Origin of the sequence: Methylorubrum salsuginis (assembly GCF_900114375.1) — a bacterium.
Lineage (GTDB): Bacteria > Pseudomonadota > Alphaproteobacteria > Rhizobiales > Beijerinckiaceae > Methylobacterium > Methylobacterium salsuginis.
Window position 1 is genome coordinate 327720 of record NZ_FOSV01000001.1, and the last position, 14652, is coordinate 342371.

The 14652-nt window shown below is 69.0% G+C and carries 14 protein-coding genes and 2 tRNA genes; 4 read left to right on the forward strand and 12 right to left on the reverse strand.

Annotated features, from left to right (window positions below):
• Nucleotides 1-18 precede the first annotated feature (18 nt).
• From BM140_RS01460 to BM140_RS01480, 5 genes are all read right to left on the reverse strand, one after another.
• Nucleotides 19-1452, reverse strand: coding sequence for a hypothetical protein (locus tag BM140_RS01460; RefSeq protein WP_091941214.1), 1434 nt, complete (start codon nt 1450-1452; stop codon nt 19-21).
• Nucleotides 1453-1461: 9 nt separating this feature from the next.
• Nucleotides 1462-2784, reverse strand: coding sequence for a polysaccharide biosynthesis/export family protein (locus BM140_RS01465; protein ID WP_091941216.1), 1323 nt, complete (start codon nt 2782-2784; stop codon nt 1462-1464).
• On the reverse strand, nt 2781-3707 hold the full coding sequence (locus BM140_RS01470) for a GumC domain-containing protein (protein WP_165616365.1): 927 nt from the start codon (nt 3705-3707) through the stop codon (nt 2781-2783). Before BM140_RS01470 ends, BM140_RS01465 begins: the two co-directional genes overlap by 4 nt.
• A gap of 66 nt (nt 3708-3773) precedes the next feature.
• The gene (locus tag BM140_RS01475; RefSeq protein WP_091941220.1) at nt 3774-4946 is read right to left on the reverse strand and encodes a glycosyltransferase; all 1173 of its coding nucleotides are present in this window, start codon (nt 4944-4946) and stop codon (nt 3774-3776) included.
• Between the two features lie 246 nt (nt 4947-5192).
• Complete coding sequence (locus BM140_RS01480; RefSeq protein ID WP_244535240.1) at nt 5193-5975, reverse strand: sugar transferase; 783 nt, start codon at nt 5973-5975, stop codon at nt 5193-5195.
• A gap of 681 nt (nt 5976-6656) precedes the next feature.
• Here BM140_RS01480 and BM140_RS26530 point away from each other — a divergent pair.
• The 3 genes from BM140_RS26530 to BM140_RS01495 all read left to right on the forward strand — a co-directional run bounded on the left by BM140_RS26530 (nt 6657) and on the right by BM140_RS01495 (nt 8964).
• On the forward strand, nt 6657-6779 hold the full coding sequence (locus BM140_RS26530; protein ID WP_280142575.1) for a hypothetical protein: 123 nt from the start codon (nt 6657-6659) through the stop codon (nt 6777-6779).
• An 83-nt stretch (nt 6780-6862) separates the two neighbouring features.
• Nucleotides 6863-7243 carry a response regulator gene (locus tag BM140_RS01490; protein ID WP_165616366.1) on the forward strand — a complete coding sequence of 127 codons (381 nt, stop codon included), beginning with the start codon at nt 6863-6865 and terminating at the stop codon, nt 7241-7243.
• Between the two features lie 281 nt (nt 7244-7524).
• A complete protein-coding gene (locus tag BM140_RS01495; RefSeq protein ID WP_091941227.1) occupies nt 7525-8964 on the forward strand; it encodes a mannose-1-phosphate guanylyltransferase/mannose-6-phosphate isomerase in 1440 nt (479 codons plus the stop codon).
• A gap of 42 nt (nt 8965-9006) precedes the next feature.
• Here the strand turns inward: BM140_RS01495 and BM140_RS01500 are convergent, their stop codons facing one another.
• The 5 genes from BM140_RS01500 to BM140_RS01520 all read right to left on the reverse strand — a co-directional run bounded on the left by BM140_RS01500 (nt 9007) and on the right by BM140_RS01520 (nt 12518).
• Nucleotides 9007-9909 (reverse strand): diacylglycerol kinase catalytic domain-containing protein, encoded by a 903-nt coding sequence (locus BM140_RS01500; RefSeq protein WP_091941229.1) that lies wholly within the window; start codon nt 9907-9909, stop codon nt 9007-9009.
• A gap of 12 nt (nt 9910-9921) precedes the next feature.
• Nucleotides 9922-10905, reverse strand: coding sequence for an SPFH domain-containing protein (locus BM140_RS01505; RefSeq protein ID WP_091941231.1), 984 nt, complete (start codon nt 10903-10905; stop codon nt 9922-9924).
• A 20-nt stretch (nt 10906-10925) separates the two neighbouring features.
• Entirely contained in the window at nt 10926-11663 is a 738-nt protein-coding gene (locus BM140_RS01510; protein WP_091941233.1) for an NUDIX hydrolase, read from the reverse strand.
• Nucleotides 11664-12320: 657 nt separating this feature from the next.
• Nucleotides 12321-12397, reverse strand: a tRNA-Arg gene (locus BM140_RS01515).
• Nucleotides 12398-12441: 44 nt separating this feature from the next.
• Nucleotides 12442-12518 (reverse strand) — tRNA-Pro (locus BM140_RS01520).
• Between the two features lie 195 nt (nt 12519-12713).
• Between BM140_RS01520 and BM140_RS25310 the strand changes: the two genes are divergently transcribed.
• The gene (locus BM140_RS25310; protein WP_131803719.1) at nt 12714-12998 is read left to right on the forward strand and encodes a hypothetical protein; all 285 of its coding nucleotides are present in this window, start codon (nt 12714-12716) and stop codon (nt 12996-12998) included.
• 48 nt (nt 12999-13046) lie between these two features.
• Here BM140_RS25310 and greA read toward each other — a convergent pair whose 3' ends face one another.
• Together greA and acuI are read right to left on the reverse strand one after the other, a co-directional pair.
• Nucleotides 13047-13511 carry a transcription elongation factor GreA gene (greA, locus tag BM140_RS01525; RefSeq protein WP_091941236.1) on the reverse strand — a complete coding sequence of 155 codons (465 nt, stop codon included), beginning with the start codon at nt 13509-13511 and terminating at the stop codon, nt 13047-13049.
• A gap of 45 nt (nt 13512-13556) precedes the next feature.
• On the reverse strand, nt 13557-14543 hold the full coding sequence (acuI, locus tag BM140_RS01530) for an acrylyl-CoA reductase (NADPH) (protein WP_091941238.1): 987 nt from the start codon (nt 14541-14543) through the stop codon (nt 13557-13559).
• Nucleotides 14544-14652: the final 109 nt, after the last annotated feature.

The window sequence follows — 14652 nt, forward strand, 5'->3', positions numbered from 1 at the left end:
CGCGTGCGGCGATCCCGATCACGACCGGACCTCCGATGGACCGCCCGATGCGGACAAGCTCCCGCGCGGCGAGCGGGATACCGGCCGCAGGCCGACGGAGGGCGTGTGGGTGGCGGCGATCATGCCGAGCGCCGCGGAGACGGCGATGCCGATGTCGGGAATGGTCCCGGAGAGCTGGTACATCACCAGCACCGGCACGAGGGCGAGCTTCGTGACCGTGGCGAACAGGAGGGCCTCGCGCGAAGCCCCCCGCGGGGCGGCCACGAGCTGCTGCGCGATGAAGCCGAACATCAGCAGCGCTCCGAAGAGGCCGGTGCTGCCGAGGATCGAGATCGCCCAGTTCGAGACGCGGATCGAGCCGAGCCCGACGCCGAGGCCGCCGGAATCCAGGAAGGCGTGCCAGCCGACCCGGTTCCACAGGCTGCGCTCGGCGTAGGAGGCCGAGCTCGACTTCTGGAAGACCATCTTGTCGACCATCGCGACGACCGGGTCGAACAGCGTCGGCTTGATCACGAAGGCGGCGAACACCGCGAAGACGGCGAGCACGATGAGGCCGAATTCCAGGCCGATCTGCCCACGGCGCGGATTGCCCGCATCGAGCATGCGCACGAGCAGGTCGAGGCCGTAGACCGCCCCCAGCACCGCGAGGCCGACATAGGCCGTGGACGAGGTCGAGAGCAGGGTCATCAGCAGGAGGGCGACGATCGCACCCAGCACCAGGAGCTGCTCGACGCCCGCACGGTAGAGCGGCCGGGTGAAGATGAGGGCCGCCGCGAAGCCGACGCAGGCCGTGCCGTAGCTGGAGGCCTCCGGCATCAGACCCACGACGCGCTTGGCCCCGTCGGCCTCGACATCTGTCAGGAGCGCGTAGGTCGCCGTGCGGAACGGATCGAGGACGGCGCCGATGTTGAGGGTGTAGGTGATCAGATCGACGAGGCCGGTGGCGACGAGCGCGAAGGCCGCGTAGAGCAGCGCGCGCCGGTAATGGGCGCGCAGGGCGTCCGTCTGGCCGATGATCGCGAAGGCCAGAGTGGCGGCGTAGGACAGCATCATGTAGCCGGACTGGGTGATGTTGCCCGCTCCCGGCTTCAGGATGTCCGTGCCGAACCGGAAGGCGGAGACCGGCACGACCTCGATCATCCCGGCGAACAGGCGCGGCAGCACCACGGCGCCGAACAGGGCGTAGACGAGGAAGGCCGTGAACAGGAGGAGCCGCTGCGGGTCGAGGGCGGCTTCGACGCCGCGCAGGACGTTGCCGCGCTGGATCAGCACCTTGCAGACGAAGACCGCGGCGCAGACCGATTGCGGCAGCAGGGTCGCCCCGCCGCTTCCCGGCAGCATCTGCAGGGAGCCGAACGCGCCGCAGACCATCAGTAGGTAGAGCAGGCCCGGTCCGTTCGAGGCGGCCGCCGCGACGATCAGGACCCACAGGAGCGCGGCAGGCCAGCTCACGGGCGTGCCTCAGTAATTGCCGGACGAGTCGGCGGAGGCCCGGGCGCCTCTGTCGGCGACCGCAGGGTTCGGGCTGGTCATCCGCGGCTGCACGCGCACCACGTCGCCGGGTTGCAGCAGGTCGTCCTCGTCGGCCGGCAGCGATTCCGCCTTGCCGCCGCGGCGGCGCAGGATGACGTAGTCCGGCTTGGAGAAGGCCTCGGAATTGGCCAGCACGGCCGCGGGCGAGGTGATCTCGGCCTGGCGCAGGAGGTTGTTGGACGCCCCGATCTTGGCCTCGGTCTCGTTGAGCTTGATCCGCGTCTCGGCCGATTCCTGCAGGGCGACGTTGCGGCGCTGATCCCTCAGGTCGAGGATGTCGCGGTCGGCCTTCGAGATGTCCTGCCGGGCCCGGATCACGGCGATCTGAATGTCGAGCCGGTTGGATTCGAGGGTCGCGATGGTCTGCGACGCCTCGATCTGCCGCGGCATCGCCGAGAGCCCCTTCGCCACGAGGCCGGCGATGCGGGAGAGTTCGTTCTTCATCAGTTCGAGCTGATCGGCGGTCTTGACGTCCTTCGCCGTCAGCGACGCGATCTGCTCCGTCAGGAATTCCTTGTATTGCTTGAGATTGAGGATCTGCGACTCGAGCGCCGCCCGGCGGGTGTCGAGGGTGAGGCGCTCCTCGCGCAGGATCCGGGCGATCTCGGGGTCCTTGCCGCGGGTTTGAAGCTCCACCGGGAAGGCGATGGGGATCTCCCGGATCTCCGCATCGAGACGGGCCTGTCGGGCGATCAGCGCGAGACGGGTCGCCGACAATTCCTCGATGTCGCCGCGGGCCTGCACGGCGTCGCGGGTGAAGCGCAGCAGGAGGTCGGTGGGCACCCGCTGCATGCCGCCGGCGATGCTGACCGCCTGAAGGACGCTGAGCTGGGGCCGGTAATCGTACTCGCCCGGCTTCTCGACGCTGCCCAGCACGTAGATCGGGCGGAACTTGACGACCTGGACCGAGGCGTCGGGCTTGGTGGCGAGGCCGGCCTTGGCCTTCAGCCGCTCCGTGAGTTCGGCCGCGACCTCCGTCGTCGTGCGGCCGCTGGCCTCGATCTCGCCGACCAGGGGCAACGCCACCTGTCCGGAGGGCGTCACCGTGAACTCGCCGTCGAAGGCCTGCCACTGGTAGGCCTCGCCCGTGCCGGCCCGCAGGTCGGAGACCTTGACCTCCAGCCGGTCCTGGGGCCCGAGCCGGTAGGGCTCGTCGGCCCAGGCGGCACCGGAGGCCGCGCCGGTGGCGGTGAGCAACAGGACCAGGGCCAGGCGGGCCGCGGCATACCGGGTCTGGAGACGCGTTCTCATGCGATCCTCACGCGTTCGGGCGATGGTCCGATGGGGCGGCCGATGCGGGCGGTCCGCACCGTGGGCCGAGAGACGGACTGCGGCAGCAGCACGATGAGCAGGCCGCTCATCGCGCCGAGCCCGGCCAGCATCGCCAGCAGCGGCGCCGGCTTCGGGAACGCGCTGCGCAGCGGGAGCTTGGCGGGCCCGAGCAGGCGCACGTCGGCATCGGGCATGCCGCCGTCGGGGATGCTTCCCAGGCGCAGGCCGGCGCTGGCCGCCAGAAGCTGCGTGTGCAGGCTGTTCACGCGGCTCTCGAGATAGGCGCCCCGGCGCTTCTCACGGGCCAGCACGCCGCGCAGGCGGTGGGCGGCGTAGGCCACGGCAATCGCGTTCACGACCCGCGTCGCCTGTTTGGCGCTCTGCGCGCGGTAGGAGATCTCGATGACGTAGGACAGCCCGAGCCGGCGCGCGCGCACGCGGTTGGCGAACGCGTAGAAGGACGGGACACCGTCCGCGGCGGGCTCGATGAGGCGCTCGAACCGGCGGATCTTGGCGCCGAGATAGGCCCAGAGCCCGTCCGCGCCGCTGCGGCTCTCGGGAGCCTCGGACAGGTTCAGCGCCTTGAAGACCTGATAGAGCAATTGCTCCGAGCGCAGGGCGCGCAGTTCGGTCTCGCACTGCTCGCCGTCGATCATGAACTGGTGGAAGTGCCGGACATCCTCGGGACCGTCGTTGATGATGACCCGCGGCTGCAGCAGAACCTGCGTCGTGGCGACGAAGTCCGGCCGCAGCAGTTTCACGTAGACCGCGCCCGCCGCGACGAAGGCCGCGACCCACAGCGCCAGGAACACCCTTTTCGAGCGCAGGAGCCTCAGGGTCGAGACGATGCCGGCCCAGGCCTCCTCCTCGGAGCGCTCACCGCCCCAGATCGGTCGTGCCATCGGCCGGGCGGCCATTCGGGGGGAAGCGGCCCTCATCGCCGCCACGCTCCGCGAAGCGCCCGATCTTCACGCATAGGCCGGCCGTCTGCGGCTCAGCGGAACCGGCAGACCGGCCGCCTCGGGCGCGGCGACCGGCGGCTGGCTGCCATAGGTGCCCATCCAGGCGGCGCCGACGGCCTGGCGCATCTGGCGCTCGAACCGGGCGGGATTGAACTGGCGTGCGTGCAGGGCGATCTCGGCCGGGTCGAGATCGAGACCTTCCAGGCGCGCGACCGCGTCGATCAAGGCCTCTTCGCTCTGCTCGTGGAAGAACACGCCGGTGCGGGCCTCGACCACCGTCTCGGTGGCGCCGCCGCGTCCGTAGGCGATGACCGGGCGACCACTCGCCATCGCCTCCACGGGCACGATCCCGAAATCCTCCTCGCCGGGGAAGATGAGGCCGCGCGCCCGCGCATAATGATGCCGCAGGGTGGCGAAGGGCTGGGCCCCGAGAACCTCCACGGTGGGGCCGGCGAGGGCGCGCAGCTCGCCCAGCATCTCGCCGCCGCCGATGATCACGAGGCGCCGTCTCAGCGCGTTGAAGGCCCGGACGGCAATGTCCGGCCGCTTGTAGCGGACGAGTTCACCGACCATCAGGTAGTAGTCGCCGACCTCCTCCGGCGCGACCGGCGCGAAGGCGCTGACATCGACCGGCGGATGGATGACCTCGGCGTCCCGGCGGTAGTAGCGGCGGATGCGGCCGGACACCGTGCTCGAATTCGCGACGAACCGATCGACCCGCGCGGCCGAACTGGCATCCCAGGTCCGCAGGTAATGGGTCAGCAGCGGCATGGTGGCCCGGGCGATCGGCCCGGCGCTGCGCCGGTAATCGTGGTACATGTTCCAGATGTACCGCATCGGCGAGTGGCAATAGCAGATGTGGACGGCGCCCTCCGGCGGGACGACGCCCTTGGCCGGGCCCGATTCACTGCTGATGATCAGGTCGTAACCGCTGAGATCGAGCTGTTCCAACGCCAGCGGCATCAGCGGCAGGTAGGATTTGTACATCCGCGCCGCCCGCGGAAGCTTGGCGATGAACGAGGTGCGGATGGTGTGGCGGCGCAGATCGTCCGACAGCGCCTCCGGCACGACCACATGCGTGAAGATGTCGGCGTCGGGATACATGCGGCAGAGCGCTTCGAGCACCTTCTCGCCGCCGCGCATGCCGACAAGCCAGTAATGGACGATCGCAACACGCATGACGCTTCTCCGGGACGGACGGGTCGGGACGGCTGGGGGCAGCAGGGCGCCGCTGCACAGGCGGAAGGACGCGAGCGCCGACCCGCGATGGTCTGGCCCGTCTCCCGTGATCGGCAGGCCGAGCGGCGGACATCCCCCTCGCCCTTCGAGAGCCGCGCCCGACCCCGTCGGGTCCGGGCGGCTCCAGGTTTTCGTCTCGACGCGCCTTCTTGCGCCGAGCCGGCATCCCCTTCGTCGGGAAGCGCTCTAATACGAGCCCTTCACCAGGAAGACGGCCGGGATCGTGCGGAGGATGATCAGCAGATCGCTGAGGAAGTTCTGGGACTCGACATACTGCCGGTCGAGGCGCACCCGCTCGGCATAGCTCGTGTCCGAGCGGCCGCTGATCTGCCAAGCGCCGGTCAGGCCCGGGCGCACCGCGAAATACGCGGACGCCGCATCCCCATACTTCTCGACCTCCGCCTCGACGATGGGACGGGGCCCGACGATGCTCATCTCGCCCCGGACGATGTTGATCAGCTGCGGCAGCTCGTCGAGGCTCGACTTGCGCAGCACGCGGCCGATCGGGGTGATGCGCGGATCGTTCTTGAGTTTGCGGCTCCGGTTCCACTCGGCGAGCGCATCCGGATTCTCGGCGAGATGGCGGGCCAGGGCCTCCTGGCTGTCCACCCGCATGGTGCGGAACTTCAGACAGCCGAAGCTCGTCTGACGGCGGCCCAGACGCCGATGACTGTAGAAGGGCGAGCCACCATCGAAGGCCCAGATCGCCAGGGCGACCAGGATCAGCAGAGGTAACAGCACGATCAGGGCCGTCAGCGCGGTGCCCACATCGAAACCGCGTTTGAGCGTGCGATCCACCAATCCGCGCGACCCCGATGGGCGCCGCACCAATGGCCGGAAAGTCTGCTTCTTCAGATGTGGGCTGACGACGAATAGGTTTTGATCTGACACCCGGGCCTCCCTCATGTCGGGATCGACGAAAGACATCGTTAACCACACGGCGTCATAATTGCTGGTGCAGCGCAGCAAGACAAGTCTCGGCGCGGGCAGATGCTGCACAACTTTTTATCCGCGCGATTTCTTTTTGGGCACATTCTCTGGTGGTATAGGCAATTAGTCCTGTCTTCGATCCGGGGCGCCCGCCTTCTACGCAGTCGGACGCCTGTCTTCTACGCAGTTCGGCTCATTTGTTCAGCGCCGATTTCCTGCGCATCGGGCCCGTGAGTCGAAGACCGATAGCGATATGACTTGACAGTTTCGTCGATATTCATTTCAAATTTTCGGTCAACTTTGAAGCGGTTGCTTCTGTCTGGAATGATTTTGTATGATTTTCGGAGTTTAAGCTGGATTTTAGGGAATATGTGGCTGATTCGGCCAAGTCATACAACGACATCATCGGCCCCGGCGCCGAGATGGAGCGGTGCCTGAAGCGGGTGGCGGGCGTCGCGTGCCGGGCCGCGAGAGCGCGCGAGTCCGTCCGCTGCGCCCCATGACGGGCGACGACCCGCAAGTTGGACGGATGGCCCGTCCTGCCGAATTTGCCGCACTGCAACGAAGGCGCGTGCGGTCTCCTGATCCGTGACGGCGCGGCATCGCCTTCAGGCCCAGTGGAGCCGCTGCCTGCCGAGGATGTTTCGCCGGTGCGCGCACAGCCTGGGTCACAGTGTCGAGCCCGGAGCCGAAACCGCGCTCTCGACCGTGCCGGCCTCGATGAGGCTCACGACCTTCGTGTCTCGTGGCACGGCGATTGCTGTTCTCGCCGCCATGAAGGCAGGGGATGCCGTTCCATTCCCTGACCTGGCCGGCATCGATACCGTGTCGGCCATCGATTGAGATGCCCTCTGGCCGGCCGATGGTGTTCGAGCGTGTCCCAACTTCGTGCGCATGCTCCGCCATCCTCTCGAGGCGGCGCGGATGTGGAGGGCAGCCCTCTCGTCGTCGTCGCGGACGATGAGGTCGCCATCCGGATCACGACCTGCGCCGCGCTGTCCCGTGAGGGATTTCGCGTGATGGCCGTCTCGACCTGCGATGAGGCCCTCGCCTATCTCCGCCGGGCCCGCGATGCGCATGTCCTGATCACGGACGTGATCACGCCCGGGGAGGTCGATGGATACGAACTGGCTCGGGTCGCCAGCCGCGAGTTTCCCCATCTCGCAATTCTCATCACCTCCGCGCAGAGCCAGCCCCGGTTCGGCGACATCGTTCTGGGGGCTTGGTTTCTCGCAAAACCCGTGAACTTGGATGTCTTGGGCCCCGTCGTGCGAGAATGCATGCAGTCGACCTGTCGAAAGACGTGATTTTTGTACTATTTATTTTTTAATTTAGATTTTTGTGCGATAGATCGATGTCGGTTTTTATATCATATGGTAGTGATTTTGTTTTGAAATATCAATGGCGCTGTTTATAGAAAATGACGTGATAAAATAAGGCGGGTTGCTGGGAGCGTTCTTCAGCCTTTCGAAAAATGACGAGGCTGCAAGAAAAAGAGGAGAGCTTCGGCCCGGATCCGTTATCCAGGACGAAGCGCTGAGGAGCGGCCCAAGAGGCGCGGTGACTCGAAACAAGGGGCGTCGAAACGGTGCGCAAGTCTTCTGCTCTCATCCATCCCGTGATCCTGTGCGGCGGGGCGGGCACCCGGCTCTGGCCGGCATCGCGCGAGTGCATGCCCAAGCAATTCGCGCGTCTCGTCGACTTGGAGCAGTCCACCTTTCAGGCGACGATGCGCCGTGTCGCCGAGCCCGGCCTCTTCGCCCGGCCGACCGTGATCGCGGCGGCCGAGTCCCGCTTCATCGTGGCCGAACAGCTCGCGCAGATCGGGCTGCCGGCCGACATCGTCCTCGAGCCGCAGGGGCGCGACTCCGCCGCCGCGGTGGCGGTCGCGGCGCTTCACGGCGCCCGGACGGACCCCGAGGCGATCGTGCTGATCCTGGCCGCCGACCACGTCATCGGCGATGCGGAGGCCTTTCGCCGGGCTGTCGCGACGGCCGCCGCCGCGGCTCGCACCGGCTCCATCATGACGCTCGGCATCGAACCGACCCGGCCCGCCGCCGATTACGGCTACATCCGCCGCGGCGCCGCCTTGTCCGATGACGGGGGAAGCCGGGGGCCTTGCGCGGTCGAGCGCTTCGTCGAGAAGCCGGACAGGGCCGGTGCCGAGCGCCTCATCGCCGAAGGCGCGCTGTGGAATTCCGGCTACTTCCTGTTCCGCGCCGATACGATGCTGGCCGAACTCGAAACCTTCGCTCCGGATGTGCTCGCGGGCGCTCGCGCGGCGCTCGAGGCGGCGACGACGGATCTCGATTTCGTGCGCCTCGATGCCGCGGCGTTCGAGACGATTCCGAAGATCTCGATCGATTACGCGGTGATGGAGCGCACGGGGTGCGCCGGCGTGCTTCCGGTGTCCTTCGCTTGGTCGGATGTCGGCACCTGGGACGCGGTCTGGAGCGTTCTGGAGCGGGATGGGGACGGCAACGCCTTGCGCGGCCGCGTCGAGGTGATCGGCACGCGCAACAGCCTCGTGCACAGCGAGGTCGAGGGGCTGACCACGGTCGTCGGCCTGGAGGACGTGGTGGTGGTGACGACCCCCGACGCCGTGCTGGTCGCCTCCAAGGCGCAGTCGGGGCGGGTGAAGGAACTGGTCGGACGATTGCGGGCCAAGGCGCATCCGGAGGCCGATACGCATCGGCGCATGTACCGGCCCTGGGGCTGGTATCAGCGCATCGACATCGGTGAGCGTTTCCAGGTGAAGCGGATCATGGTGACGCCGGGCGGACGCCTCTCGTTGCAGAAGCACTTCCATCGCGCCGAGCACTGGGTGGTCGTCAAGGGCACGGCCGAGGTCACGCTCAACGAGCGCGTGGCGCTGGTTCATGAGAACGAGGCGATCTACCTGCCGATCGGCTCGATGCACCGCCTGACCAATCCCGGGAAGATCCCCCTCGAACTCATCGAGGTGCAGGTCGGCTCCTACACGGGCGAGGACGACATCATCCGCGTCGAGGACATCTACGGGCGCTGAGGCGGGTGCGCTTGCAACGATCGGTGTCGTTGCATCGATCCGTCAGCCGCCGTCCCCCGCGATGAGGTTGAGCGTCCGGGAGGCCGGGCCGATCTCGACGTGGCGGCCCCAGTCGAAGGCGATGAAGTCCTGCTCGATCCCGTCGGCGAAGACCACGCCGCCCTCGTTCATCCGCGAGACCACCGAGAGCGTCGCCGCGGTGAGCTTCCCCGCCCGCAGATGCGTGGAGGTGGCCACGCTGGGGAAGGGCTCGCGCACCCAGTAGCCGACGGCCGATTCCTCAGGGCCGAGGGGGAAGCCGAGCCCGGTCGCCTCGCTGATCGAGCGCGCCCAGCCCGTCGCCCCGGTGCCCGAGGCGACGATGAGCCCGCTCGACGCGTGGTCCTCCGCCGCCGCGCCCGCCGCGATCCGGTAGCGTGCGGATTGGTGGCTGCGGTGGCCGACGAAGATTTCGTTGAGGGCCAGCAGCCGCTGCCCGTCGTCGAGCACCGCCTGCACCATGGTGCGCCGCTCGATTCCGGCGGCGCCGGCCACGGTCGCCGGCAGCAGGGGCCCGAGGCGCTCGACGGCGATCCGCGCCAGAACGCCGTCGTAGAGGTCCGGTGCCGGATTGAGGCCGATCACCGGCTGGCCGTCGAGATATTTCGCGACGTTGGCGACCAGCCCGTCCTGTCCGACCGCGACGACGACGTCCTCCGGGGCGAACAGGAAGCGGTCGAGGTCGGCCCGGCGCGCCAGCGCCTGCCGCCACTCCCCCGGCACCGCGGCGCGGGCCTGCGCCAGCACCGCGTGGAACCGGGCGTGGCGATCCTCGACCTCGCCGAGGGACTGCCCGCGGCTCTCCAGGAAGAACTGGGCCTGTCCGCGGGTCGCGTGCCGGGCCAGCAGCAACTCGTAATCCGTGTCGCGGGTGACGAACACGGCGCGCGGAGGAATCGCCGCCATCGCATCGACTCCTCAGCGGGGGGCCGTGAGGGGGGCCGCCCGGCGGAACTCCCCGATCACGCTGGCGAGGAGATCGGGGGTGAGGTTGACGTGCTCGATCGTCTCCAGCTTGCCCGCGAGCTCCCGCGCCGCCAGGCCGAGCAGGGTCGCCGGCGGCAGGTCGCGGTAGACCGCCACGCGGCGCGCCTCGGCCTCGGCCCGCGCGCCTTCGACGAGGCGGATGCGCTCGGCCTCCGCCGCCGCCTCCAGGCCGCGCGCCTCGGCGAGCCCCGCCGCCCGGTCGCGGGCATTCTCGGCCTCGCGGGCAATGAGGCCGGATTCGCGCTGCGCCAGCTCGGTGCGGGTCGCGAGTTCGTTCTCGGCGATGGCGCGCTCCTTCTCGACCGCGAGCGCGCGGCGGGCGAAGGTCGCCTCGTCGGCCTTCTGCTGCAAGGCTTCAAAAGTCGGCGTCTGGAGCGCCCGCTCCAGTTCGCTCGTCGGCGCGAGGTTGGTGAGCCGCATCGAGACCGGAGCGATGCCGATCTCGGCGAGCGCCGGGGCTTCCATCAGCACCGCTTCGAGAAGGAGGCGCAGCGGCTCCGGACCGGCATCGAGCAGGGCGCGCACCGGGCTCGCGCCGAGGTGCTGCAGCACCGTCTGACCGGCGATGCCGGAGAGCCGGGCCTCGATCCGCTCGATCGGCTCGCCCTGGAACTGGCCCTTCCTGAGGCCGATCGAGAAGTCGATGCGGCTGGCCAGCAGCTCCGGATCGACGACGTGCCAGCCGATCGTGCCCTGCACCGCGACGCTCTGGAAGTCCCGGCTGCGCCCGCGCACGAACAGGGTCATCTCGCGGTCGTCCATCGGCACTTCGCTGATGCTCGCCGTCTCCGGTCGGAACCAGAACACGAGGCCCCGCCCGCTCTGGCGGACGCGGCCGTTGCGGTAGCGGATGACGTGCCGGCTCGCCTCGCTGCGCAGCTGGGCGACCGGACCGAGATTGCGGATCGTGGCCACGGCATCCTCCTCGAAAACGATCAGCGGGGTTGGCGGAAGCGGTAGAGTTCGGGCGGGCGGAACGAGGTGCCGGCCGCGCGCGCGCCGGTGGGTTCGAGCCAGCCGCGGTCGAGCATCCGGCGGCGGAAGGCGGGTTTGTTGAGGGCGGTGCCGAGGATCGCCTCGTGCACGTCCTGGAGCTGGCGCAGGGTGAAGCGGTCCGGCAGCAGGGCGAAGCCGACGCTCGAGTAGTCGAGCTTGCCCCGAAGCCGCAGGATCGCGAGCGCCAGGATGTCGGCGTGGTCGAAGGCGAGGGGCAGCGGGCCGCGCTCCTGGCCGTCCTCGGGCGCCCGCACCGCGACCGGGCCCCCCGCCTCGCCGGCCCAGGGCACCTCGATCACCGCCGGCCGCAGGCCCGCGCCGTTGCGGGCCGCCGCGGCGAAGGCGGTCTCCGGCAACAGGGCCAGATAGGCGACCGACACGATGCGCATGCGCGGATCGCGGTCGATCGCGCCGAAGGTGTAGAGCTGTTCGAGATGGAGCCCCGAGAGCCCCGCCTTCTCGCGCAGCACCCGATCGGCCGCCGCCTCGAGCGTCTCCGCCACGCCGACGAAGCCGCCGGGCAGCGCCCAGAGCCCCGCCTGCGGGGGCTCATCCCGCTTCAACAGCAGCGCGGCGGGGCGGCCGTCGCGAAGCCCGAGCAGGACCACGTCGACGGTGAGCGCGAGGCGCCCGTAGGCAGACGGGTCGTAGGTCGCGAGAAACGCGTCCTCACTCATGGCGGCCTCTTATTCGCATTGTGCGAATAACTAAGATGTAAATTGCGATTATGTCAAGCGGGCGCGTTCGGTGCGGTCGATGAGCCGGTCCGCGCCGGCCCCCGAAAAGAAGTTCGAAAACCGTCTGCGGGTGCGTCGGCGAAAGCCGGCCTGCCGCGCCGATGTCCCTGTCGAGGGGAGAACACCGCCCCATCAGGCGGTCCGTCCCTGACCCGGACAGCGCTGTTCGTGCTTACCGCCGCGGGCCTCCTCGCCGCCGCGAATCCCTGCAGCGGATGCAATGCCAAGCGGATCGCGTCGTCTTGTACGGCTCAATCGCGAGCGAGGTACAACGCGCGCGGTCTCGTGGTCTGCCGAGATCCGACCTCGTGGGCGGCACATTGATCAGACCGATTTTCGATACGAAACCGGGCCCGGTCCGCGCACTCTCAAGGGCTGGCGGCTCGCCATCGGTCAGGAGGTAGAGCCCAGACCCGTGCCGGCATCAGCCGACTTGAGCCATCATGGGAGCGTGGTGCGCTGTTGGGAAGAACCGCAGCGGTAGAGGCTCGCGGAGCAAAACCGATTTGCTTCCCGCGACGGTGCGGCCAGGAGGCGGACTGCCTGAGGGCAGCAAGCGCTGAGCTGTCTTGCTCTTTGATTTTGTCGAAGAATGAATGGCGCGCCCGAAAGGATTCGAACCTCTGACCCCCAGATTCGTAGTCTGGTGCTCTATCCAGCTGAGCTACGGGCGCCCTTGTTTTGTCTTGCCACCCTTTTCGGGTGATCTCCTCTTGTTTGGTCGGAGTGGCAGGATTTGAACCTGCGACCCCCACGTCCCGAACGTGGTGCGCTACCAGACTGCGCTACACTCCGAAGCCGCCCGCCCCGAAGGCCGTCGGCGAGCGGGTGTATAGCTGGCACTTTCCGGGGTCGCAAGCGGGTCTTTGCCGTTCGGCGGTTCTTTTCTCGGCGGGCGGTCCCGGTGCGGGCCGGGATGGCGAGCGCGAACCCGCCTCCCCGACCGCGCGTTACGCCGGGCATCCAACGACGACAGAGACGAGACTCGCCATGCAGAAACCTACGCGGATCATCACACCGGCGCTGGCCGCCGCCCTCCTTCTCGGACTTGCCGGCGGAGCCTGGGCTCAGGGAGCCGCGGCTCCCGCTGCGACGGAGCGCAGCAGGGGCGAGCCGGGCGGCATGGGGGGCAAGGGCGGGGCGGCCGATGGGGGGACCTTGGAGCGCCGCGGCCAGGTCCCAGCCGGAAATCCGAGCCAGGACACGACCGGCGCCATCGGCCATCCGAAGAGCAACAACAGCAACGGCGCGACCACCGCACCTGCGGCCCGCTGATCTCGGACGCGCGCGGCGGGCCGGCGAACGGGTCCGCCGCGGCGGCGGTCAGCGGATTTCCGCGATCTCGAATTCGTGGTCGTTGACCGTGACCGTGTCGCCGATGCCCTTGCCGGTCAGCGCGCGGGCGAGCGGGGCCACGTAGGAGATCGATCCGGCATTCGGATCGGCCTCGTCCTCGCCGACGATCCGAAACGTCTGGCGGGTGTCGTCCTCGCGCAGCACCGTCACGGTCGCGCCGAAGCGCACAGTCTCGCCGTCGGACGCCTCGTCCACGAGCTGGGCCGAATTCTTGCGCAGGCTCCAGTAGCGCAGATCGCGCGAGACGCGGGCATGGGCCGCCTTGTCGTCGCGGGACAGACCGGACAATTCGGCCTCCAGCCGCCCCGCCTCGGCCTCGATCTGCGCGAGGCCCTCGGGCGTGACGTAGTTGGGGTGGGGGGAGATCGGCCGGTCGGGCAGTTCCTCGAAGGCCTCGCCGCCCTCCGGCTCACGGACGAATGCTCTGCTCATGGGCGCGGCAATGCGCGGAACCGGCGGGCGGTTCCCCTGGAGGCGTCACGCCATCGCGACGATCGTGCGTCCGCGCACCTTGCCGGCGAGCAGCGCCTCGGCGCGGGCGCCGGCCTCTTCCAACGGGATGGTCGTCGTCATGCGATCGAGGAGCGCGAGATCGAGATCGCGGGCGAGCCGCGCCCAGGCGGCGCGGCGCGGCTCCAGCGGGGTCGTCACGCTGTTGATGCCGAGGAGCGAGACGCCGCGCAGGATGAACGGCGCCACCGAGGAAGGCAGGTCCATGCCGCCGGCATTGCCGCAGGCCGCGATGGCCCCTCCCCCCTTGGTCATCGCCAGGGCGTTGGCCAGCACACGGCCGCCGACCGCGTCGATGCCGGCCGCCCAGCGCTCCTTGGCCAGGGGACGCGGCTCGCCGGCCAGCGCCTCGCGCTCCAGAATTTCGGCCGCGCCGAGTTCCTTCAGGTAATCCGCCTCGTCGCCGCGGCCGGTCGCGGCGACGACGTGCCAGCCCGCCCTTTCGAGGAGGGCGACCGCCACCGAGCCGACGCCGCCCGCCGCGCCCGTCACCAGGGCCGGGCCGGATTCCGGGGTGAGGCCGTGGCGCTCCAGGGCCAGCACGGAGAGCATCGCGGTGTAGCCGGCGGTGCCGACCGCCATGGCGCGGGCGGGCGTGAGGCCCTCGGGCAGCGGCACCAGCCAGTCGCCGCGCACGCGCGCGACCTGCGCCAGCCCGCCGAGATGGGTCTCGCCGACGCCCCAGCCGGTCAGCACCACGGCATCGCCCGGCTTGTAGGCGGGGTGCCCGGAGGTCTCGACGGTGCCGGCGAAATCGATGCCGGGGATCATGGGAAAGCGGCGCACCACCGGCATCCGGCCGGTCATGGCGAGCCCGTCCTTGTAGTTCAGGCCCGAATGCGAGACCCGTACGGTGACCTCGCCGTCCATCAGTTCGGACGGTTCGACATCGCGCAGCGCCAGGGTCTGGCCGCCCTCCGCCTTCTCGATCACCCAGGCCTTGAACGCCGCCATGCCCCGCTCCCCGATCTCTCTCGGGGAAGGGAGCTACGGCGCAGGCTAGCCGATTCAAGGCCGATTTTTCTCTTGTCGGCCTCAAGCGCCGGCGGCCGCGTCCGCGGCC

What these genes read in the sequence shown, in the direction of transcription:
- BM140_RS01465 (WP_091941216.1), bottom strand. Translation starts at nt 2,784, where the DNA reads ATGAGAACGCGTCTCCAGACCCGGTATGCCGCGGCCCGCCTGGCCCTG.
- BM140_RS01470 (WP_165616365.1), bottom strand. Translation starts at nt 3,707, where the DNA reads ATGGCACGACCGATCTGGGGCGGTGAGCGCTCCGAGGAGGAGGCCTGG.
- BM140_RS01475 (WP_091941220.1), bottom strand. Translation starts at nt 4,946, where the DNA reads ATGCGTGTTGCGATCGTCCATTACTGGCTTGTCGGCATGCGCGGCGGC.
- BM140_RS26530 (WP_280142575.1), top strand. Translation starts at nt 6,657, where the DNA reads ATGAGGCTCACGACCTTCGTGTCTCGTGGCACGGCGATTGCTGTTCTC.
- BM140_RS01500 (WP_091941229.1), bottom strand. Translation starts at nt 9,909, where the DNA reads ATGGCGGCGATTCCTCCGCGCGCCGTGTTCGTCACCCGCGACACGGAT.
- BM140_RS01510 (WP_091941233.1), bottom strand. Translation starts at nt 11,663, where the DNA reads ATGAGTGAGGACGCGTTTCTCGCGACCTACGACCCGTCTGCCTACGGG.
- BM140_RS25310 (WP_131803719.1), top strand. Translation starts at nt 12,714, where the DNA reads ATGCAGAAACCTACGCGGATCATCACACCGGCGCTGGCCGCCGCCCTC.
- greA (WP_091941236.1), bottom strand. Translation starts at nt 13,511, where the DNA reads ATGAGCAGAGCATTCGTCCGTGAGCCGGAGGGCGGCGAGGCCTTCGAG.
- acuI (WP_091941238.1), bottom strand. Translation starts at nt 14,543, where the DNA reads ATGGCGGCGTTCAAGGCCTGGGTGATCGAGAAGGCGGAGGGCGGCCAG.